Below are 22,460 nucleotides of genomic sequence, written 5' to 3'. Positions count from 1 at the left end.
GAGATGATGATTAAAAATATCGAATCAAAAATCCGGCTTGCCACCCTGATTTCTATAGGCAGTTTTTTGCTATGCGCAGCCGTGGTCGCTATTGTTTCTTTTTTTGCCTATGGTTATGTCCGTGATTCAAGAAAGAGTATTTATATCCTGGATCCTTCCGGAACGCCTGTTAGGGCAAAACAAACTGATGTACGACTAAACAGATCAGTTGAATACCGGGCACATATTGCAAGATTCCATTCTCTTTTTTTCTCGCTTGTACCAGATGATAAATTTATTGAATACCAGATGAAACAGGCCATGTACCTGATCGATGAAACAGGTGCATTACAGTATAATAACTTGAAAGAAAAAGGTTTTTTTACCTCTATTCTTTCCTCGTCTGCGGTATTGACCCTCCATACCGATTCTATTTTCCTGGACGAGAAACGCATGTACTTCAGGTATTACGGAACACAGAAAATCGACCGCAGGAGTTCAACCATTACCAGATCACTTATCACAGAGGGAAGTCTGACTGATCTGGAAACAAGGTCTGAAAACAACCCGCATGCGGTGCTGATTACACGGTGGAAGACATTAGAAAACAGGGATCTTTTAACTACAGAAAAAAGTGCATTCCAATGAGACGAATAACCATCCTTTCTGAACTAAGAAATGAGTTTGCAGCGCAAATTAGCTTCCTAAGAATCTTTTCTGCCCGTTTTTTTAGCCAATATTCAAAGACCATTTTTTCAGCAATGGTACTGCTAATGGTTTCCTCCCTTTTACTATGTTTTACGCTGCTCAGGACAAAGCCAAAGAAACCAGGGCTTGAAAATAAAGCGCTGACCAATATTGGCCATGGTCTATCTGAAATTGGCACAACAGTGAATAGCCTGGAGAAGGCATTGGAGATGAGGGCTGCATTAAAAACGCTGCTCGCTAAAGATTCATTGACTTCGGCAGATAGCGTGCTAATGGCGGCCATGGTCTCAGAGCTTGAAAAAATAAGCGATAGAAAAAAATAATTATTGTTATGAAAAAAATAGATCTTAAAAAGCCTAGGTATGCACTGCCTATGATCTGTTTCCCCTTTATCCTGCTTTTCTTTTATATCTATAAAAGTAGTTTTGGCAAAGAAGGAAAACTGATGCCAGGAAAAGATTCACTCCAGGTCAACGTTGCCGGAGTATCCGATCAGGTAAAAAATCAGGGTCTTTCCAGCAAACTTGATGCCTACCGGAATAAGTTCAAACAGGCGGATGGATATACCGCCGTTGGAAGCATTGCAGATGAAACCGAGGTGCAGCCGCAGGTAAACTCATCCTATAACGAGCGCGAAAAGCGGATACTCGATTCCATCGATCAGGTGATGAAAAGGAAATATGGAACCGCTGCTATCCAAGAAAATAAGTCTTCCCCTTACAAAGAAAATTTCAAGACTTATAAAAACAGGGAGAATCTTTCCAAAACCGAGCAAGACAGGGCACTAACTATTGCACTGTCAAAGATCAGGCAAAACGGACAACTTAGCGCGGAACATAAGATAAAAAAAGAGCCTGCAGATCCAATGCAGATCTTTCGTGCCCAGATGGCGCTGGTCGATAGTATGGGAAAAGCAAATGATCCTTCTTTTATTGAAAAAAGGGAGAAAGAACGGCTTATCGAAATTGCCGAAAAAGAAGCGAAGGGTAAAAAAAAAATCGCGGTAAAAAAAGCCAATGCCGCTATGGCTGCTTTCAATACTGTAATCTCTTCAGCGGATGAACGCCCAATTTCTGCGATAATTGATCAGGACATTACCGGGTTTTCTGGTTCGAGACTACGAATCAGGCTTCTGGATGATATCATGGCTGGAAAGTTTGTTATCCCAAAAGGGACCTACCTTTATGCCACCATATCGGGATTTTCTGCTCAACGGGTTTCTCTTACAGTCTCGTCAGTGTTCTATGGCGGAGAAATAATTCCTGTAAATCTTCAGATTTATGATAATGACGGGCTTAGCGGTATTTATGTGCCCTCCTCTGCCTTCAGGGAATTCACAAGGGATCTTGGTGGATCAACATCACAGGGGATATCCATTCAGCAACAAGCTGAAAATAACAATCAACTTGTGATGGGGATACTCTCTAAAATGTTCCAGTCTACAACTACAGCAGTCAACAAGCTTATCCACTCCAACAAGGCCAAAATCAGGTATAATACTCAAATCTATCTCATCGACCCCGATGAGCTGAAAAGAAAGCAACAATCTTATTAAGTATGAAAAAAATAATCTTCGCGGTACAGTTTTTACTGTGCTCATTGACTCTTTTTGCCCAGCAGGCCGGGACTCTTGCCGTATCTGAACTTCCGGTTATCGGTATCTCTGGCTCGGTCTCCCTACATTTTATTTCGCCGGAAAAAATCTCTTATGTAGACCTGTCCAGTCCGAACTTAATCGGAGATCTTCCGGAAAAGAATATTCTCAGGGTCAAAGCTGTCCCTGATTCCATTCCGGGTCTACTATCCAGCGGTGAAGCAGGCCTTGTTACCATTGTCGGTGAAACCTTTATTTCCCAGTTTAGGCTATGTTTTCTGCCGTCGCAAAAATCTGAATCTATTGCCACGCAGGTTGAGATTCTTCCTCAGTACATGAGGCCGTTGGAAAATTCCGGGGAAGGATTATCAACCGTTGAAATGAAAGCCAATGCACTTTCCATACTGAAATTGCGCAACAAGGGATATGTAAACCGTAAAACAGGATATGGAATATCGATAACCGTGAACAGGATTTTTACACTTGGCGATTGTGTTCTTTTAGACCTGGGTTTTAAAAATGAAACCAACCTTGTTTTTGATGTAGATGAACTTAGGTTCAAAATTGAAGACCGAAAGGTTAACAAATCAACCAATGTACAGTCCATAGAACTAAAACCTGTCTTTTGTCTTTATCCATTTGAACGGTTTAAAAACGCTTACCGCAATATCTACATATTAAAGAAAGCAACATTTCCCGGTGATAAGGTATTCAGTATTGAACTCTCGGAAAAGCAGGTCTCAAGAAGAAACCTTCAACTTTCACTCCGTTATTCTGATATTCTAAGGGCTGATAGCTTTTAATTTTTAAGGATGGAGGAAAGCAAGGAACAACAGAGCCTGCACCGCTTTCTCCAGTTCGCCATTTACCTAGCCCTTCTACTAGATATACTGGTGTTCGTGTATTCACCGAAACTTTTGGAAAGCCAGACTGGGCATCGCTTCGGGCTAAGCAGTTTTCTTATCCGCATGTCCAGGATTATCATCTATCAACATCCAATCTACAGTCGTTTTTTTTCTTTTCTGCTCATTGCTTTGGTCTCAATTGGCACTTTAAGTAAAAAAGAAAAGGATCTAAAAGCTAAAACAGCCATTGTTCTTCCGTTCGTCTTCGGGGCGGTTTCTATGGTTTTTAGCATATATTTTTTCGGTAACACGGGAGTAATTATAGGTTACTACACCAGCTGGGAGGATATTGGCTATGTAGGTTTTTTGGTAGCGGGGACTATATCGGTCCATGTTGCTATGGATAACGTTTCCAAGATTATCAGCTCTACGCTGGGAAAGGATAAATGGAATACTGAAGAGGAATCTTTTATGCAGGCGAGGAAACCGGTGAATGGAAAATTCGCAGTTTCCATCCCCTCACTATTTTACTACCGGAAAAAAGTACATGCGGGGTTCATCAATATTGAAAATATTTTTCGCGGAACGCTTCTGATCGGGACACCGGGATCGGGTAAAAGTTTTGGAGTGGTTATGCCTTTTATCCGGCAGCTGATTTTTAAGGAGTTTTGTATATGCTGTTATGATTTCAAATTCCCTGATTTAGGCCAGATTGCCTATTATCACTACCTGCTTGGGAAAAAGCAAGGACGACTTTCAGGATTCGATTTTCATGTCATTAATTTAACAGCGGTAGAGAAAAGCAGGCGAATCAATGTATTAAGGCCCGATTATATCATTACACTGGCAGATGCAGGCGAGACAGCGGAAGCCCTTGTGGAAGCACTCAAGAAAGGAGATAAATCTGGGGGAAGTGATCAGTTTTTCACCCAGAGTGCGGTGAATTTCCTGGCAGCGTGTATCTATTTTTTTTCACAATATGAAAGTGGGCGTTTCTCTACCTTTCCCCATGTACTTTCCTTTTTAAACTGCAGCTACGAGCAAATATTTTCCGTTCTTTTTTCCAATCCGGAACTAAAGAGCTTGCTATCTCCCTTTGCTACCGCCTATCAGGCCAAAGCATTCAATCAATTGGAGGGGCAGATTGGAACACTTAAAGTGTTCATTTCCAGACTAGCTACAAAGGAAACGTTCTGGGTTTTTTCTGGTGATGATTTTAATCTGAAAATTTCCTCTCATGTTGAGCCATCCATGCTGGTCCTGGCCAATGATCCCAATACACAGAATATCAATTCTGCCTGCTATTCTGTGGTACTCAACAGGCTAACCCGGCTGATCAATTCTAAGGGCAATAAGCCCTCGGCATTAATTATTGATGAGCTACCGACCCTTTTTGTACACCGCATCGAAAATCTCATCGCCACCGCCAGATCCAATAAGGTTGCGGTACTCATGGGACTACAGGAACTTCCACAGTTTCAGCAGCAGTATGGAAAGGATACCGCGACAACGATTACCTCTGTAGTTGGAAATGTACTTTCCGGATCGGTTAGAAATAAGGAAACGCTCGAATGGCTGGAGCGGCTTTTGGGAAAGGTAAAGCAACAGTCCGAAAGCTTATCAATTGACAGGACCAAGACCTCGCTTTCACTCTCTGAAAAACTTGAACCACTGATTCCGGCCGGTAAAATTGCCTCATTAAAAGCCGGGGAACTTGTCGGCATGCTGGCAGCAGATGCGGTAGAAGAATATACGGGAAAGTATGAGACCTCGGCAATCAACTGCAGGGTTAACCTGGATATGAAGGCGATAGCAAGGGAAGAAAAGGCTTACCCTGATATGCCGGTGTATTATGATTTTGCCGGGAAAAAGGATGAGGTACTACGTAAAAACTTCATGCGCATCAATAATGAAATCCAAGTACTGGTTACACAATTTAGGACAGAGGCTTCCAGTTCAAAAAGTAGCGAAAGTCCCAAAGCTTCAATGTCGGGCGGCGTGAAGCGGTAAAAAATATATTTTTTTCATTCTTAAAAATCAATTTTTATGGAAGAACTAACCGGCCAGCTTGTGGTGGTACATCCGCAGCTGACAACAGATCCTGTTTCCAGGCAGGGCCAGATTGGCGTAATCGCAACAGTGGATATAAAAAACGATACCATTGGCGTCGGTTTTGGTAGTGGTCCACTGGGCAGGTATTCCCCGGATGCCCTCCTTATGCTGAAGAATAAAAATGAGCTGTATAAGGATATCATGACCGGAGTAAAAGGCATGGATGCTGCCACATTTAAAGACCTGCTCGACATTAATATGAAACAGGAGTATACTGACTATAGTCACACATCAGCCGCGATGAAAATTGCCTTAGAAAATCCGGAGGTCATGAAAAGAAGCATGATATCCCTGGAGGATTATATTTCCCGAAACCAGATCGTTGATGTTAGTGAAGAGGTTTCTTTTGAGCGCTAGGTCTCTGGCAAGAATATTACTAATAGTTGTTTTCTCTTCTTTGTCAGCATACTCCCAGATTTCCATGCCACTGAATTCAATGAAGGTAAATAGCGCATTTGGTAACAGGATCCATCCGGTAACACATCAAAAAGACTTTCATCGAGGCATCGATCTGCGTGCAAGGAATGAGCCTGTATTTTCTTTTTTTGCCGGAAAGGTATCCCAGGCAGGCTTCAATCCGATACTTGGAAAATTTATAAGGATCGATCATTCAGGAGTAGAAAGCATCTATGGCCACCTCTCTGTTATTCTGGTTCAGAAAGGCGAAGAAATCCGTTCCGGCGAAGTGATAGGAGTAACGGGATCTACCGGTAGGGTAACAGGCGAACACCTGCACTTTAGTCTGCGCTTGGGGGGAGTATATATCGATCCGGTAAACTTCATTCTTCGCTACTATAAAGCGGCCAGTACTAATCAAATAAATTTTATGGAAAATTCAGCCTATTTAACCCTCAGGCAAAAGCTGGAAATGCTCGCGATTGTAGAAGAAGTGGAGCTAAACCAGGACGAGGCCTGGGTTTATGGAATTGGCTTTGCGGATATGGAGGAAGAGCAGGATGGATAAAAAAGATGTTCATAAACCCTTGCATGTTCAGGTTGCCGAAAAAGTAATCGAGGGACTTCGCGCCGGAACTGCGCCCTGGCAGATTCCATGGGATTCAGGCGGCATTCCCTTCTTAATGCCTTATAATTTTCAAAGCGGTAAAAGATACAGGGGAATAAACGCGCTCTCGCTATTGATGGCAGGCAGGGAAGATCCCAGGTGGATGACCTACAGGCAGGCTGAGGAAAGCGGAATGCAAGTGAGGAAGGGAGAAAAATCAATGCTCATACAGTTTGTAAAGACAAGGGATGAGCAGGTAAAGCGTGATGCCTCGGGAAAGGTGATGCATGATGAACTCGGGAAACCGATAAAGGAAACCAGGGAACTTCCCCATGCCATTGTTCGTAACGCTTATGTATTTAATGGTGCCCAGATTGATGGTATGCCGCAGCTGGAAAGGGAAAAGCCAGGTAACCAGTGGATACCGATAGAAAGGGCGGAGAAGCTCGTCATCTCCTCCGGCGCAGTAGTACTTCACCAATATTCTGAAAATGCCTTTTATGATATAAAAAAAGATTCTATAACCCTTCCCTATAAAGACTGGTTTTCTGAAAGCGCTAAATATTATGCTACACTACTCCACGAACTGGGCCACTGGACGGGGCATCCGGACCGGTTAAACCGCGAGATGGGGAAAGGTTTTGGGGCCGAATTATATGCAAGAGAGGAACTCAGAGCTGAAATCGCTTCGATGCTAATCGGTCAGGAACTTGGCATCGGACATGACCCCGGACAACATTATGCATACGTGGAAAGCTGGATATCAATTCTGGAGAACAATCCCTTTGAGATTTTTTCGGCGGCAATGGATGCTGAGCGGATACTAAGCTATATCATGGATATAGAAAGAAAACAGGAACTCAGCAAAGAAAATGTATCCTTAAATTCGATGAAGCCTGCTTCCTTGAAAACTCCCGGGTATCTCACCACCGGGGATAAGATTCCTTACAATGGCTCGGTCTATGAGGTTCTAGGCCATTTAAAACAGGGAAGGCTCAAGATGCAGGAAAGCCTCAATGGTAACGCTTTTACATTAAGCCGGGAGGACAAACTCTATGCAGCGCTTCTCTACCTCAAGCGTGAAGCCAGTACCGAATGGCAAATTCAGTCAGAAAAGAACTTTGGAGAAAGCCCGGATCATTCTTTTTCCGATTTAAACAGATAAAAGAAATTTATGAAAAATATACTAATTGAAGAGGCCCTGCCTATTGCAGCGCTTTCCAGTCTGGGCTTATACGATGGGGCCAGGTACCTATTGGATGAAACGGATCTTTCCGCACTTCTTTCGGGTAGAAGGACATCGTTGGTCAATCTTCAAAACCTGGTAAGCGAATCTTTTACCATTGACAGCCTTGATGCAAAACTATCCTTAAATACCGATGCAAATAGTCTTCACGAAATCAGATTACATCCTATCTATAGGGAGCCGAAACGCTCGCCGGATTTATTGGATATCGAAGCTGATGAATTGATTTCAGGAGAAGTTAAGAATATCGCAAAACCCATCAATTTTCCTGATGGCTCAACCAAGACTATTGTTTTTGAATATGACAGTGAGACAAGGGAGTTTATCTCCTATGATCCTATAGGGGTAGAGATTCCACTCCAGATCAATGGAGAGCAATTAGATGAAAAGAAAAAGAAAGATTTTGCCATGGGACGAATTGTGCAGCTCACTGATGGGACAATGATTCAGCATCGGGCCAGCGAAGCTCAGGGAATTTTGGCCAGCCGTACAGCCCTAATCCTTACTGTTTTAAAAGAAGGGGCCACTACAAGTTTTTTGATGAAGAATCTTGCCCCGATAATGGATGTAAGTATTCATAAGGATCCCTTTTCAGCCGGTTTTGAATCTGCGTTTCTGGAAATGAAAAAAACCGACGGTTCAATATCTGATGAGCTTTTGCAGCAGAGAGAACTTGAAGAATTCAAAAGTGAATACACCAGGGGATATGGTCGCAGCGTATCCAGATGAAAACAGAAGATGATTGGGTTAAGCAAAATGGTTTTTGCTACCTAATCCCATCTGGGCTGCCACAGGTCAGTATCCGCATTGTTTATCTTTTCTATAAAAAAACGGATGTTTCCAAAAATCTATCGGGCAACATGCATATCGATTTTCATTGCGCCGCCCTGATTATAGTGGGTTTTCTTCCATCTTCAGAAGCCATAGGCTCTTTAGGCTTAGCTTTTAAGAATGCAAGATTTAGAACGCTTTTTGGTTGTGATTTGCCTGCCATAGTGCTGACCTGTAAAATTTCTCTATGGCTTAAAGGCCTAGATGCAACTTTTTTGGTTTTTCCTTATAAAGTGATCTTCCGCTTCAAGTCTGTTGAATTTTCATGCACGGAATCACTTTTTTCACTGAATCGATTTTGCAAGATCACCGGATTTAGGACCAGTGTCAGGCATTTTCGAATTTGTTATAAATCCATCTCATGATTCCAGAAATTTTCAAACAAGATGTCAATCTCGATATAAGGGTTTTTGGCTTCGATGTCAATGTGGATTATGTATACAACTGGCCCGCGAAAAGGAATGATGAAAGGGAACCTACTGTCGTACACCTGGAGTTTCGGTCAGATTCCCATATCATATCCGGTACGGGCTACCGGTCACATTTTCTTTTTTCTGCTTTTTTAAAAGATTGCGGATATGGCTCCATTGAAGAACTGGCAGTCTCGCTTGGCGAACACCTCGCCAGAGAAAATGGCTATGAGCCTCCCCATCCTGAGCAACAGCTCAGCCTATTTTAATTAAAAACTTATTGATATGAATGAACAAAATTTAGAGTATCTAAAAAAGAGCCTGGATTACCTGGGCTTTGGAACAAAACTTAACGATGTGCTTGAGTCAGCAATTTCCAGGGAACTCCCTGCCTTTACCCTGGGGGTGACGCAGAGCTACACATCGCCACAAGCTAAAAAGAATCCGGCCATAGGCTCAGACCAGGTCAGGTTCATGCTGAACTTCAACCGCTCAAAACAGAGCGATATGTATTTTCTAAACGATTATGAGGTAACCCTGAATAAGGCCGGAAATGCACTACCTGTCAGGCAGGTTTTTGATCTGGAAAGGGATAACCGCATCACAGCCTTGCAGGCATATAAACTGCTTTCAGGAAATTCATTGGAACGGGAAGTATATACAAAATCCGAAAACAGTGAGGTTTCGGAAAAGAAAAAAGTATGGTTCAAACTCAATCTTGACGTGCAGGATGCTTACGGCAATCATCCGCTGAAAAAGTTTTACCCGGAATTCAAATTTGAATTGTCTGATGCCATCGACAAGTATCCGTTCAAAGGCCTGACTGAACTGGGGAAGGATGGTATGATGAAAATGCTGAGAAGTGGTCATATGGCTCCGGCTGAAATGATAGTAGGCAAGAAAGCTGTTGCAGTACTGGTAACTGCCAACCCCCAGTATAAGGGCCTTGATGTTTATGATAAGAATATGGCTATTATCCGCCAGGATGAAATCTTTCCCGAAAAAAAAGAGGGAAAAGAAAATATAGCCTCTGCTGATCAAAAAACTTCCCAGAAAAGCGAAATCAATCCCAATAATCAAGAAGAGCGGTTTCCCTGGGAAAACCAGCGGGAGGATAATATCTCACCAAGTGAGGAAATAGGTCGATAACCGCTTCTAGAGGCATAAGAACAATGAGAAAGCTTTTAGCTAAGATAGACCACATCCGGGCGACCGGATGGGTTACCCTTGATCTTAAGGAAAATCACCCGTTACATAACTTAAACGGCAAGCGCTATCCAGTGGAAAGTATGGACACGCCTGACATCAAATGTAGGGTTTCTGTAATGATAGAGGGTGAAAAAGTTGATTTGAGTATTGACGACTTGTATTAGAATTTATGACCAAACTAAAATTAAGAACTCCCATAAGCTATTATGGAGGTAAACAAAAATTAGCCAGACGTATTGTATCGGTAATCCCACCACATGTACTTTATTGTGAGCCTTTTGTTGGGGGCGCAGCGGTTTTTTTTCTAAAGAACCATCAAAAGTTGAGGTAATCAATGATACCAACAGGGAACTGATGAACTTTTACAGAGTAGCAAAGGAGGATTTCACTTCTCTTGAAAAGGAAATTAGGATTTCCCTACATTCCAGGGATCTGCACAGAAAGGCTTCGGTAATCTATAACAATCCGGATATGTTTTCGGAGATAAAAAGGGCATGGGCGGTTTGGTTGACTTCATCGCAAAGCTTTTCCTCGCAGCTTGACAGCAGCTGGGGATATGACAAATCAAGTAATACCACAACAAAAAAAATAAATTCTAAAAAGGAGGGGTTTGTTGAGGAGATGGCTATCAGGCTACAGAACTGCCAGATAGAGTGCGCGGATGCGCTCTACATCATTGCAAGTCGCGATACCGTAGATAGTTTCTTTTACTGTGATCCTTCATACTACAATTCAGACTGTGGCCACTATGATGGGTATTCCGAGCAGGATTTTGAGGCACTTCTTTTTTTGCTTGCAAAGATTAAGGGTAAGTTCCTTCTTTCCTCTTACCCATCACCGCTGCTTGAAAAATACACCAAAGAATACGGTTGGTCGCAATGGTCTGTAAAGCAGCAGGTTTCTGTGAATGCGAAAGGTGGAAAGCAGAAAAGCAAGACCGAGGTACTCACCGCTAATTATCCAATAGACCTAAAATCTGAATTATCGCTGTAAATATTTAACATCCTTTCTATGGAACACAATCGATTGAAAAATCTTGATACCGTAAAATTGTTCCACGGCTCTCTTGGACTCCTAGGAAACGATATCCATATTCAATCAGGAAAAGGGGTCGGATGGAATAGTCTTACACTCGGTGATTCTTTTTACACCTCTCTCGGCATGGATGCGGCACTTTTGTTTAGCCACCTGGTTTTGCCGAAATCGAGATTATCAGGTGGAGAAGCATATGAAAATCTTGGATTTGCGAAGGTTTATCAAATTTTTGGATACAAACATCAGCATTCTTGATGCTGAACAGCCTCTGGACGCATCCTGCGTTCAGAGTTTCTTATCCTACGCGGGGTTTTCTGAGCAACATCTTGACTTAGGTAACAGTAAGTATATAGACTTTTATAAAGCAGCAGATCTTTTAAGTTACAGCCCGGATTGGGAAGGCAACAGAAATGAATATCTGACTAAAAAACTCGGTTACGACGGACTGATGGTAAAAGAACGCGCCTGGGATGAATGGGATTATTATCCTGAGGATATCGGGATTGATTGGGAAAAATCGGAGGATCCGCTGATATGGCCACCTAAAACTATTGCTATTTATAATCAAAATAAGGTTTCAGGATTTGAGTTATATAAAGACGGCCAAGTCTATGGAAATGAACCTGAATTAAGCAGTTATTCAATATAGCAACTCATTTTCTGTATGAATTCGGTTTTTTCTGGTAAGAGTTATATGAATATTGTTAAGACTAATACAGAAATTACACTGCCAAATATTGGTAATCAGGATTAGATAATATAGTTATTTATACGAGCGATTTGCTGCTTTTTATTTCCTATTTTTCGGTTTAAGACGCTTTTTAAGTTCGGTAGGCGGTTCTTTTGCTTTTAATACATTATACTCATGAAAACAGGAACAATTGGTTTTCTGAATAGTATGTTCTCTAATTGTAACCGCTATGCTGCTTAATCCATTATCATCAAGTGATTTACGTATTTGCTGCTGCAAAAACTCTCCCATTGGAATACCACGAACGGTGAATTCGCTGGGGTCAACAATAATCTCCGTCAGGTATTTACGTAAATTAATATGCTTATCGGTGCCTCTTATAGTAAACATCATTCTAGAGCTGATATTTTGAAAAGTTTTATAGTTCTGCTCTAAATGATTCAGATTATAAATATATCGGCGTTTCCATGTCGGAATTTCATGCCAGTGCTGAGGATTAAATTGAGTTACCAATAAAGGATGCTCTCCAAGTTCCAATAAAATCTCTGGCTTTAATAGAAATAATACTGGACCGTAAATATTATCTCTGCTATGGGCCACATGGTTGTCCACACCATCTAAAAATACATCATCCCATATACCGTATTTTTTGTCCTTATCATCACTATCCTGCTCTGTTTGTAACAATTTATTTTTCTCTACATAATTTCTGGACAATAAAGCGCCTTCCTCAATGAAAGTCTGAGATGTAGATAAGGTATTGGCATGATAAAGATATGCCACACCTTTATCTTTTAAAATCTTATATACCTCTTCACCATCTTGATGATATCTGATCGTAAATTTCGGGTCTAAATCTGTTTGAGCTATTGCCCAAGTGTTTATCCGATCTGCTATTTCTTTTTCGGTAGCCAACTGAGGAATAAATATTACCTCAACGTCGCTGTTCTTGCAGGCTTCGAGATCAATTACTTCCAAATCTTCCTCTCTTACAAAAACAATATCTAAATATGCCATGTGCCTAAGCAATGCTTCGTTTACACGAAATTTTATGCTATTTAAAAATAAACAATGTGAGGAGCCAATTTTATCGCGCATCTGAATAACATCCTCCTTAGGAAGTTCAGATTGCAAAACGACTCTTGCATTTTTTTTTAATTCGGTCCAATCTATCTCATTGAATTCAAGAAGTGAATTTTCATCAATCAGGCTAACTATTAATCTTCTGCTCATACACAAATGTGCAGATTTCATTTTTCTTATGGAGATTTTGTTTTTTGAAAGCAGGGTTATTCTAATCAAATGATTTAATCTTTTGGGTAAGCAGAACTTGCCAACTTGATTTTGAATTAAGAATTGGTTATTTTTTGCATTATAAGATTATAAATGTTAAATTTTAGCATTTTAATACTACAAAGGTAAATTGTTGATGGAATTAAATTTAAATGGTGGGGTGTTAATCATTGGCTCACTTCTTTGGGATGTAAATGAAATAAGGAAGAAATTGCGTAATTCAATCTTAAATGTCGACCAGAAATGTTATGTTTCTGCACCGATTAGGTATGGTAAAATATCCGTTTCTAGAGAGGAGACTTACACAATGGTTTTTTCTAAGGGATGTGATAAAGAAGAAACGCTGGGAACTGCGTGTTTTATTCCTTTTAAGGATGTTATCAAAAATACTGAAATGCTAATGGAGATATCTCATGAAACAATTAAGGCAGAACAGAATAAGACTGAACTGCCAAATCAAAGATTTAATTGGGGTTGGGGCTGTTTGGGGATTTTGATTAATCCTGAATGGAAAAAAAATGAGCAAAATTATAAGTCACTGCTGAATTTCTGGAGTTTAAATTTTGGTAGCAGATTTAATATAAAAGAATATCTTGTAGGAGATGAAAAATCGATTTTGAATAGCAATGGTGAACTGGAATTCCATTGGCCAAAGGAACTGACTGATTATGATTTTTTGATTGCAACTGCTACCAAACCTATGATTAATTTTTACCCTTCTTCTGAAGAAATTGCAAAACTAATGATCCATAAGGGATATTTTCAATATTTTGAAGAAAATAGAAATGTTGGTATTAAAACATTCCAAGACTCAGAAATTTTTAAACAAGAGCAATAATCTCAAATAATAGGGGTTAAAATCTTACATTTTCCATTATTATAGTCTTGTTCAATCTTTTTGAATTTAATATCTAGAATTGTTTTTCCATCAAGATATTTAACGTTGACCCTATCATTTCGACCATATTTTTTACTTTGGCTGATCGATTTTTTTTGTACCTCCCTAACTTCTAAATCACTCAAAATGGAAATCGTTGGAGGTTGCATCGGGTTTTCAATCTTTGTTGTGTTCTCGACTCCCTCTGCTACATCTAAACCGGTAACTTCATCCAGTTTCTTATATATTTCTAAATGACTTTTATATTCAAGTCGTCTTGCTTTTAAGTCTAATGTTGTATCTGTGATGTGAAGTAGTGGTTTCATTGCTAGGTTTATTCGCCAAATGGTGGAATAACTTTGTTCCTCAAGCGCTCTTTCATAAAGTCTTTCTATTATATCCGGATTTTTTAGGAAACACAATTGATAAGATTGTACTAAGGTTTCAATAACTCCGTTTTTTTCACTTGCTACTGTCCCGATTCCAGGGATTTCCCAAGTTAGAACTGGTCTTATCTCATCAAAAGAACCACTATCGACCCTATAGATAAATTCGTTCTTCGATCCTAGGGTTAGTAAAAGATCGACGAAAAAATCATAACTTCTCTTTCCTGTATTATCTTCACTTTCCATTGGATATTGCACAAGTTGAGCAAGTATGGAATGAGGAAGGTGTTGAGAAATAAGGCTTTCCATTTCCATGTCGCTCTCAAAGCTGATTTTTATTTGGCCATACCTTTTTGAGAAAGTCAGAATTTCCGTTCCCTTCGTTATGGGTAATGAGGTTGGCTCATCACTAATTAGTTCTTGAATGAAATAAGTCCATAAATCAATATTCTTACTACTAAATTGGTGCATAATACCTGCGCCAATGATATCTGATGAAGGAAAATACTCACAACAATCTAAAAAGTCTTTATACATTTCACTAAGTGATTGCTGCGCTGTTTTACCAGACAAATACATAACTAAGAAATCTATACCATGCCTAATCATGAGCTCAGGTAATTTTGGGACAAGAACTTTTATATCTTTGTAATTACGTTCAGTCACCAATCCCGACTCTAATATTTCCTGATATTCAGCTTCACTGACTATTGCCTTAACGCTTGCTGATGAGACTGCACCAATTGTACTTCCCAAAATTCCTAGATACGGGAATTCTTTTGCGAATTTTTTGTCTGCAAAAAATGCAACAATTAGTTTTTTAAAGATATTGTGTATGGAATCTGTAAATATGGGGCTATAAGCAATACTGTTGATTAGAGAGATATCGGCAATTGTCCCAAATCTGCTGTATGCTCCTTCCATAATTTTGTGTTTGGAAGCAGTTGCGGCAATTACACGAAGTGCACGAACTTTTCTATATTCCGTGCAAAAATGTCCGCCAGGTGGAATGATAGTTTTACAAACCTTATATAGCCAATTATTGATTCCTCGGAATTCTCTATCCGTAATGTCATTTACTGTATAAATTTTGGTAACTCTACCGATCAGGTTTTTATAATTACGGTCAGTTCTAAAAGCTAAATTTTTATAGGTCCATTCATCAATGGTATATATAATCCGATGATTTGTTCCCCTGAATAACTCAATAAGTTCAATCAGCTCGTTTGTGATTTCTGTGGATACTTCATTATTTAAATTATCAACAAGGAGGATGAAACGTGAATCTATTTCATAGTGCAGCATTGAGTTGAACCACTCGCGAATTTTTTCTTTGCTGATATAATCTTTTGTTTCTCTTGAAAATTCTTGTGCCAGCTGTTTAAAAATAGAAAAATTCTGATCTTTTAGGTCTATGTAAAGAATAAAGTGTTCCCTTTGAAATCCATATTCGCGAAAGAACTGATAGAGAATATTTGTTTTGCCACTAAATGCATGTCCTACAATACCATAAACATGTTCTTCGTTTAGTAGCGATTTATAGATTCTCTTTACTATTGTTCTTTTTATCTGAAAATCTTTACAGATTACTTGGCTTAATTGTGCAATATCACCTGACTGTTGATCAAATCTATACTTACTAATTTGAGAAATTACCTTTCCGATGAGTTCTGGCTGCCTGTTTAATAATAGATTAACTGCATTTTTGAATTCTGATGTAGCTATTTTAAAAGAATTCTGGATTCTGTTTTTGATAAAATCTATGTCAATGGAATCCTCATTACAAGGCAACATGGTATATGAATCATATAAACGATTATCATCTCCATTTGAAATCAAAACCACAGGTGGCATATTTGGTATCAATCTAGCATACGAAAGGCCTTGCTTGATATCCTCATCACTTATGTCGTGCCCTTCTTTTTTTAGTTCGACAAGCATGATGTTTTTATCACCTAAGGACAAAAGCATATCAAAAATTGCTCTATTTGGGTACTTATTTGGATTTTTGTTATTAACCTTTACATTATGATGCCCAAATTTAATTGTGAAAGATTCCTGATGTACAATATCTAAGGCTTTAAAGGATGGGAAAATAATTTCCAAGATTTTATGCAGCCTCGCCGTCAAGGTTGCTTCATTTAGATTTTTGATCATACTGAGCGTCATTAAAAAAATTAGAAGTAAAAGCCTCCCTTTTGCAAATATAGCATTCACTATATTGTAACCAATTATTGATAAAGTTCCACCTTTATCAATTAATCCTTAATTTTAGGCAATCTAGTAATAAAAAGCCTATTAAGCTGAATGCGTATTGTCAACGATCCTGACTCGGCTCCTCTTGAAGTAAACAAGCTAAAAGATTAGGAATACGGGGGCTTAATATCAGAATTTAACGCAATCCATACCTCACATTTAAAAATTGGCCAGTTGGTATTTATTTTTCATTTGTTTTTTAAGTATATCGTTCTTCCACTCGTAATTTTATCGATTGCAACTTCCTTTTAATAAACGAAATATCTCCAAGGATTATTTTTTCTATCTTATCCTGATTTAATCCTATTGCCTTTAAAAGGTGATATCTGATAATAGCCTGCATCAATGAATTTAAAGTCATAATATCTTCCGGTATTTCATTGAGATCAAATTTCAAAGGTTTATTTAGGTGCTGGTAGTGATCTCTTTGCACCCCAATTAATTCGTAGAGCTTTTGCATGAATTGCAGTCCTTTTTCTCCAAAGATCAGAATTTGTAGTTCAGCACTTGTGGCTTTTCTAAGCTTGGCATTCATATCACCTTTTACTTTTGGTATTTCAGTGAGAAAGCCAAAAGCTTCAAGTCCTTGGATGACTGAGCAAAGGTTTTTGAAACGATCATCTCTGATGTATTCTTTACTGTTAATTTCTCCAAAATATAACCTGCAAATTTGTTGTTGGGTAATTGTAAAACGATGCCAAGCGATATAAAGCAGAGAAACGTTATCCAAATCTTCAACATTAAATTGCGGTTTAATAGATCTCCGGGAACTGCTATTGCCAAGTGCTTTTATAATTTCCTGATTGAAAAAATAATAAGGGCTGGGTCCATTCCCTTTCTTTGGAACATGGTGTTCAAATAGCAATACAGAGGTTACCGACTGCCTAATGCCAAATAATAGTTGTAAAAAATAAGAAAACCTAATTGCTAACGGTCCAAATTCAGTTGCTGTTAATCTGTTTTTTGATTTGTAACTTATAAAAGGAGAGCTAATTACGGTCAAAATATTCCGCTTGTCGTATTGTTGTAGGTAATTGACATAGTTATTCAAAATTATAGAATCAGGCTCTTGCCTAAAATTGATGTCTTCAAATGCCTTTATAAGTTTAAAAGTCGTAGAATGACAATTACTATCGATCTCTGTCCAACTTAAGTTACCAATCTGATCAAGATTATCATATTCAATATTTGCCTGAGTAAAATAATGGTTTTTGATATCGTTATTTTCAAATGTAACGATCAACGAGTTTGCTTGGTGCTGTTCTTTAGCATAAGTTCTCCAATTTGACGACCCTAAAGTTTGAAAAGCATCGGTAGCTAAAAAATTCATAATTCCATTTTCAGTTGAGATATAACCTGAAAATTTTTTCATCCCGGGGTCTTGAGCTAAAGAATTGTCAGGCCGAACCAAGGAAAAAATTATCCTTCCGTTGTCAAAGGAAAGGTTACATGGAAATGCTTCATTATCTGTCTCGATAGCTCCCGAGTAGTTCTTTGTAAAGTCGAAAATCTGTTTCATTTTTGGTTGGGGCGTAAACGTGATTAAGTATGCTTGCGGAGTTTCTATTTGTATAAATTAAATTATAAGAATGTTGGTTAATAAAAATGAAACAGAAAGTGGGAATGGAATGAGACATCTTATCTTAACACTCTCGGAAAAAATCATAAAATTTGTTTCTTTTGTTGTCAAAATTTTTGGTTACAAACCCGGATTATACACCGCTTTTATAATCTTTTTATTGCAGGGAATGATGATCGTTTAAAAACTGCGTGGGGCATCCTTAATATCTTTTATTATTCCTCGAAGGAAATTCATAGTCATTTTTTGATTGGTATAATTGAGAAGCAAAGGTTGGTTTTTCTTCAATCCGAGAGATGTAGTGTCACCTGTGAAGAACGAAGTCGCATAGAATAAGATAACGATATCTGGCAATAGCATCGCATGTCCGAAAGCATAGGAACTGCCTGTTTTAAGTTTAATGCTTTTGTTCGGGACTTTGAGGAACCGTGCCTTTATGTCGTCAATGTGCTTTGTTGTACCTACTTGGACAGGAAAGAAAGTTTCTTTTGTAAATTCATCCGTTTTTAAACCGTTCTTTAATTTAAGCTCGAGTTTACCAAGATTGATGTGCTTAAATTCGGTTCTGTTGGATATAGACATTCTCCAGAGGATTGAGAGCAGGCATTTTTTTATCCTCATCGTGTCTACATTGTAAAAAATAAATTTCCCAAAAAGATTTGGGGTTTCTCCTATGGGGATTATGGAATCGTTTCTGTATTTGTTAAAAAAACTGGCGGTGTAATCCTCATCTTTTCCGAACATGTTATCACATTCTCTGCATAGAATATTCCCTTCAAAGAAAAAATCCTGTACAGGTGGGCGTTTTCTACGTTCAGGATCAATAACGGTCATCTCGTTCTTTTCATTCTTTAACGGTTTTTGAAAACATTTAGGAATGATGTGTGACTTTTCTATAAGCAATTTCTCTTTGTCGCAGAACTTGCATAAATTAACAAATGCTTTTGTTGCCATCGTTCATTTTCAAAATTAATGATTCAATGTACTGATATATAGTAGGAATTAAAGATTACAGCATAAAGTATTTCTGCACAATTTGTTTTTACTTTGATATATGCTTAGCTCAGAAAAGTATGTATGAGGTGATAGACACAACAAGAAAACAAAATTCTTTTGCTGAATTTTATAATTTCTGTCTTATAAGTAAACCTGTCAAAGGTACTCTATAATTTAAAGAGCCTTTGACAGTTGAATTGTCCTAGTGATATTCATTAAGATCAAAAAACATGGCCTAAAGTAAAACATGGAAATTTCTGATACTAAAATCCGTTTTCATATCATGCTCAATGATCATAATCCAATATTGAATCATCAAGGCAATATCAGTTCTTTTTAAGTCGTGTATCCTCGACTATAGCCACATTTAAATCCTTAACGAATGAATAAAAGAGCAGACTGCAAATGATTCCAGTAATTATTTCCAAACACTGGCCGCCAATTCCAACTTTTTGAATTATCGAAGATTCATTTTTGAAAACTCTAGTCGAAAATGCCAATGTTAATATTTTAATAAGTGCCTTTAATATGCCGTTAAGATTTTCATTAAGATCTTTTTCCCAAAATTTCCATACCTTCTTATCCGAAAATTATTATTAATTATCTTCTTATAATGTTTTTTAAGGAATGAAGGAGAATGCGATAAATAGTATAGTAATAAAGGAGCTGATATAGGAAATAATAAAGTTTTTTGGGTAAATAAATATAAATACTCATTTGCTTATTTAAGTTCTAGTATTGAATGTTCTAAGTAAGTACAGGAGCTAGGTAATTAATCCCATCTACCTGCATTGCATGTCCAGCGAAATAAAAAAGGCACGTATCATATTTTTTTAGCTTCTGACCAAATTCTTAAATTTTATCGCCCATAGTTACGCGGTCACAATCTGGGCATTCAATGACATTAAAACCCAGTGTTTTGAGTTTGTTTGAGACATCTTCTGAATCATTAAAAGGATTATCGAGTTCAAATCCTTTGATGGTATAATTTGCAACCCCTATCGAAAGTGCAAGCGCATTTATCATAAATTTGGTTTTAAGAGCTGTCATAAGAAGGTAAACCTTTAAGCTAGTGGTAATTTAACAGCTCTCCAACTTACACTCGTAATCCCTTAATCGGTTTTCTACGTTTGGCCCAATCAAAACCATTGAGCGAAGAACAATGACGCAATAGAACAAAAGGTTGTGAATTTAACCGCAAGATTATTCAAAAATCAAGGTAGCCATTATTGCTCGACAAAAGATATGCTCCATGTTAGGAGCGCCAGTGAAATGCTGTAATGATTTGCTAGCTGAATATCTTTTTTGAATAATTCTATCATATTTAGCTGCTAAAAGATGTTTTATTTTAAACCAGTTTTATAGGTAATATCTAGTCTTCTAAAAATCATACTGGCAATAACCAATACCTCCGTCATATCAGAAAGCTGTGTATCTTCAAGTATTTTAGGGTTATGTGCTTTAGGATTTCTGTACATACTGAAGAACCCCTTGAGAAAATTTGCAAAACCTTTATGCTCACTTTCTTCACTTGGATTTTGCAACATATTAAACGCCAGCATTGGTCTTTTGTCTTTACCCAATCCAAAACAATCATCGACAAGATCACTTCCATCAGAATTATATCCACTTTTCCCTCTGAGGGCTTCAGCAATAGATTTTGTTATTTCTAGAATGGCATGGAAATAATTTTCTTTTAGTGCTTCTTCTTCGCAGTAAGATACTATTTCAGGATGGATTGCAATTCCGTGTATCTTTTCCTTTATTTTGTTTGATCTTTCTTTTGCTTCAGAAACTGTTCTTGCCTTTAACACGTGTTTAAGGTCTCCGTATTTATCGATTTCTATTCCCTCGTAAAGTAGTTTAGAGTTTAATAGTGACCTCTCGTTTTCAAATGTTATTTCGTCACTATATCTCTTTGGATTCAGGATGTTTTTAATAAGTGCTAATACATTGTTTCCACATCTATCCTGAACTTGTTGTTGCTTTAGCGCATAAAACACGCGATCGGTTTTATTTGTTCCAATACTACTTTCGCTTATTCGTGCATTGCTTAATTGTTCAGCTATTTGTCTATGCGTTAATATATTGGAAAATACGTCTGCAATATTTCGCAGGGTGAGTTCGTCAAAAGATTTTATCATTAATTATACAATTTCATGTGTTTCAAGTAAAAAGATCGAAAGTGTAGTCGCCGCTCCGACGGCAAGCCTAGCGTGACGTTTATTCAGGCCTGTAAAATTCGAATTCTTTCCATGACCGCTTCCATAATCATTTCTAAGTTCACATATTCCGTGAACAACTGCGCCAAGACTTGATAAAATGGTTTTGATTGTCTTGGAGGCTTTTTTCTCGTCTGGAATATCCGCTGGCGAAAGTTTTAGTTCTCTATTGGTGTTCTTGAGCAACTGCAATAAATCCCATGATTTTTCCGGAACAACATCTCTTTCCTCCACGATTTTGATACAACAGGTTTCTATTAATTCCTTGGCAATACCGATGGCAACATGGGGCGCATTGTCAATAGCGGATTCCATCAAGGTTATCTGCTGGCTTACATAATCTGCGATAAGTTTTTGGAATAACACATTGTTATTCGCCTCTATTGAACTAAATCCAGCGACTATTTTTCTTCCGCTAAAAATGGGCTTGTTGGAGATTTTAGCTTTTTCAACTATTTCAAATCCGTCATTCTGCAGGTTATCGTTAAAAATTTGAAGTAATTTATGTACCTCAGTGGAGTCGGCCCTTACAATCGGATGCATCATTTCGGAAAGGAATTGCAAAAAGTTGGAATCATCGCAGTTTAATAGATTTAACCTGATGTCACTGAAAACCCAGTCCTCAGGCCAATCATTTGGATTGTTGACCCTATGTTGCCACAAATCTCCCGACATATTACTAAACCGGTTATCATCAGAGGGAAGTTCATCGAGATCGAATATTCTGGATAAGAAATTATGCTCTTCCAGGCGGCCAGAATACCAAATCCCTTCAATCCGGATAAAATCAAATATATTTCTTCTTGTGATGTTGGAGATAGCGTTCAATGTTTATTTTTATCCAAAAATAAACTAAAATAGTGTCCGATATTGATAATTATTGTGCTAATTATCAACAATATCTATTTTAGCTATTACGAAAATCTCACCCGTTTATTTTTTTGTATTTTTCACTAAAAGTGACCAATCTATTTCAGGGTAAAACTCGAAGTAGCGAGGAATCTGGAAATACCGATAAATCTGTGCCGAAAATTCTGGATTTTCTCTGAAAAAGGAAAAAACATATAGTAATTTTCCTGAACAGACAGATATTGTGGGGAAAGATCCTCTAAAATTCATTTACCAATAATTTTAATGATATATATTCTTGGCAGATAATTTTGAGGATATCGTGGAACATTAATTTAA

22 protein-coding genes and 1 pseudogene are annotated in these 22,460 nt (G+C 38.2%); 16 read left to right on the top strand and 7 right to left on the bottom strand.

The window, feature by feature from the left end; all coding sequences use genetic code 11:
- Positions 1 to 3 precede the first annotated feature (3 nt).
- The 15 genes and pseudogenes from traK to OQ267_RS10790 all read left to right on the top strand — a co-directional run bounded on the left by traK (position 4) and on the right by OQ267_RS10790 (position 11,621).
- On the top strand, positions 4 to 627 hold the full coding sequence (gene traK / locus OQ267_RS10860) for a conjugative transposon protein TraK (RefSeq protein ID WP_265835909.1): 624 nt from the start codon (positions 4 to 6) through the stop codon (positions 625 to 627).
- The gene (locus tag OQ267_RS10855) at positions 624 to 1,010 is read left to right on the top strand and encodes a hypothetical protein (protein ID WP_265835908.1); all 387 of its coding nucleotides are present in this window, start codon (positions 624 to 626) and stop codon (positions 1,008 to 1,010) included. The genes traK and OQ267_RS10855 overlap by 4 nt, the downstream gene beginning before the upstream one ends.
- 8 nt (positions 1,011 to 1,018) lie before the next feature.
- The gene (traM, locus tag OQ267_RS10850; protein WP_265835907.1) at positions 1,019 to 2,242 is read left to right on the top strand and encodes a conjugative transposon protein TraM; all 1,224 of its coding nucleotides are present in this window, start codon (positions 1,019 to 1,021) and stop codon (positions 2,240 to 2,242) included.
- 2 nt (positions 2,243 to 2,244) lie between these two features.
- Positions 2,245 to 3,084, top strand: coding sequence for a conjugative transposon protein TraN (gene traN, locus OQ267_RS10845; RefSeq protein ID WP_265835906.1), 840 nt, complete (start codon positions 2,245 to 2,247; stop codon positions 3,082 to 3,084).
- A gap of 9 nt (positions 3,085 to 3,093) precedes the next feature.
- Positions 3,094 to 5,136 carry a type IV secretory system conjugative DNA transfer family protein gene (locus OQ267_RS10840; protein WP_265835905.1) on the top strand — a complete coding sequence of 681 codons (2,043 nt, stop codon included), beginning with the start codon at positions 3,094 to 3,096 and terminating at the stop codon, positions 5,134 to 5,136.
- Positions 5,137 to 5,172: 36 nt separating this feature from the next.
- A complete protein-coding gene (locus tag OQ267_RS10835) occupies positions 5,173 to 5,595 on the top strand; it encodes a hypothetical protein (RefSeq protein ID WP_265835904.1) in 423 nt (140 codons plus the stop codon).
- A 64-nt stretch (positions 5,596 to 5,659) separates the two neighbouring features.
- Complete coding sequence (locus OQ267_RS10830) at positions 5,660 to 6,202, top strand: M23 family metallopeptidase (protein ID WP_265835903.1); 543 nt, start codon at positions 5,660 to 5,662, stop codon at positions 6,200 to 6,202.
- The gene (locus OQ267_RS10825; RefSeq protein ID WP_265835902.1) at positions 6,165 to 7,406 is read left to right on the top strand and encodes an ArdC family protein; all 1,242 of its coding nucleotides are present in this window, start codon (positions 6,165 to 6,167) and stop codon (positions 7,404 to 7,406) included. Before OQ267_RS10830 ends, OQ267_RS10825 begins: the two co-directional genes overlap by 38 nt.
- A gap of 9 nt (positions 7,407 to 7,415) precedes the next feature.
- The gene (locus OQ267_RS10820; protein ID WP_265835901.1) at positions 7,416 to 8,216 is read left to right on the top strand and encodes a DUF4099 domain-containing protein; all 801 of its coding nucleotides are present in this window, start codon (positions 7,416 to 7,418) and stop codon (positions 8,214 to 8,216) included.
- Complete coding sequence (locus tag OQ267_RS10815) at positions 8,213 to 8,683, top strand: hypothetical protein (protein WP_265835900.1); 471 nt, start codon at positions 8,213 to 8,215, stop codon at positions 8,681 to 8,683. The genes OQ267_RS10820 and OQ267_RS10815 overlap by 4 nt, the downstream gene beginning before the upstream one ends.
- Positions 8,680 to 8,997, top strand: a complete 318-nt coding sequence (locus OQ267_RS10810; RefSeq protein ID WP_265835899.1) for a hypothetical protein — start codon at positions 8,680 to 8,682, stop codon at positions 8,995 to 8,997. Before OQ267_RS10815 ends, OQ267_RS10810 begins: the two co-directional genes overlap by 4 nt.
- Positions 8,998 to 9,013: 16 nt before the next feature.
- Positions 9,014 to 9,877, top strand: coding sequence for a hypothetical protein (locus OQ267_RS10805; RefSeq protein WP_265835898.1), 864 nt, complete (start codon positions 9,014 to 9,016; stop codon positions 9,875 to 9,877).
- Between the two features lie 229 nt (positions 9,878 to 10,106).
- Positions 10,107 to 10,930: pseudogene (locus OQ267_RS10800) on the top strand (DNA adenine methylase).
- Positions 10,931 to 10,948: 18 nt separating this feature from the next.
- On the top strand, positions 10,949 to 11,227 hold the full coding sequence (locus tag OQ267_RS10795) for a hypothetical protein (protein ID WP_265835897.1): 279 nt from the start codon (positions 10,949 to 10,951) through the stop codon (positions 11,225 to 11,227).
- On the top strand, positions 11,202 to 11,621 hold the full coding sequence (locus OQ267_RS10790) for a hypothetical protein (protein WP_265835896.1): 420 nt from the start codon (positions 11,202 to 11,204) through the stop codon (positions 11,619 to 11,621). The genes OQ267_RS10795 and OQ267_RS10790 overlap by 26 nt, the downstream gene beginning before the upstream one ends.
- Before the next feature lie 141 nt (positions 11,622 to 11,762).
- Here OQ267_RS10790 and OQ267_RS10785 read toward each other — a convergent pair whose 3' ends face one another.
- On the bottom strand, positions 11,763 to 12,896 hold the full coding sequence (locus OQ267_RS10785; RefSeq protein WP_265835895.1) for a hypothetical protein: 1,134 nt from the start codon (positions 12,894 to 12,896) through the stop codon (positions 11,763 to 11,765).
- Positions 12,897 to 13,092: 196 nt separating this feature from the next.
- Between OQ267_RS10785 and OQ267_RS10780 the strand changes: the two genes are divergently transcribed.
- On the top strand, positions 13,093 to 13,794 hold the full coding sequence (locus OQ267_RS10780) for a hypothetical protein (RefSeq protein WP_265835894.1): 702 nt from the start codon (positions 13,093 to 13,095) through the stop codon (positions 13,792 to 13,794).
- 2 nt (positions 13,795 to 13,796) lie between these two features.
- Here the strand turns inward: OQ267_RS10780 and OQ267_RS10775 are convergent, their stop codons facing one another.
- The 6 genes from OQ267_RS10775 to OQ267_RS10750 form a co-directional block, all read right to left on the bottom strand.
- Positions 13,797 to 16,376 (bottom strand): hypothetical protein, encoded by a 2,580-nt coding sequence (locus OQ267_RS10775; protein WP_265835893.1) that lies wholly within the window; start codon positions 16,374 to 16,376, stop codon positions 13,797 to 13,799.
- A 298-nt stretch (positions 16,377 to 16,674) separates the two neighbouring features.
- Positions 16,675 to 17,994, bottom strand: a complete 1,320-nt coding sequence (locus OQ267_RS10770) for a hypothetical protein (RefSeq protein ID WP_265835892.1) — start codon at positions 17,992 to 17,994, stop codon at positions 16,675 to 16,677.
- A 240-nt stretch (positions 17,995 to 18,234) separates the two neighbouring features.
- Entirely contained in the window at positions 18,235 to 19,008 is a 774-nt protein-coding gene (locus OQ267_RS10765) for a hypothetical protein (protein ID WP_265835891.1), read from the bottom strand.
- Between the two features lie 894 nt (positions 19,009 to 19,902).
- Positions 19,903 to 20,100 (bottom strand): caspase family protein, encoded by a 198-nt coding sequence (locus OQ267_RS10760; RefSeq protein WP_265835890.1) that lies wholly within the window; start codon positions 20,098 to 20,100, stop codon positions 19,903 to 19,905.
- Between the two features lie 293 nt (positions 20,101 to 20,393).
- Positions 20,394 to 21,194 carry a TIGR02391 family protein gene (locus OQ267_RS10755; protein WP_265835889.1) on the bottom strand — a complete coding sequence of 267 codons (801 nt, stop codon included), beginning with the start codon at positions 21,192 to 21,194 and terminating at the stop codon, positions 20,394 to 20,396.
- Positions 21,195 to 21,197: 3 nt separating this feature from the next.
- Positions 21,198 to 22,100 (bottom strand): abortive infection family protein, encoded by a 903-nt coding sequence (locus OQ267_RS10750; RefSeq protein WP_265835888.1) that lies wholly within the window; start codon positions 22,098 to 22,100, stop codon positions 21,198 to 21,200.
- Between the last annotated feature and the right edge of the window lie 360 nt (positions 22,101 to 22,460).

This window comes from Pedobacter sp. MR22-3 (assembly GCF_026240075.1).
In the GTDB taxonomy this organism is placed as follows: domain Bacteria; phylum Bacteroidota; class Bacteroidia; order Sphingobacteriales; family Sphingobacteriaceae; genus Pedobacter.
Note: the sequence above shows the minus strand (reverse complement) of the source record. Positions and strands in the feature narration are given on the sequence as shown.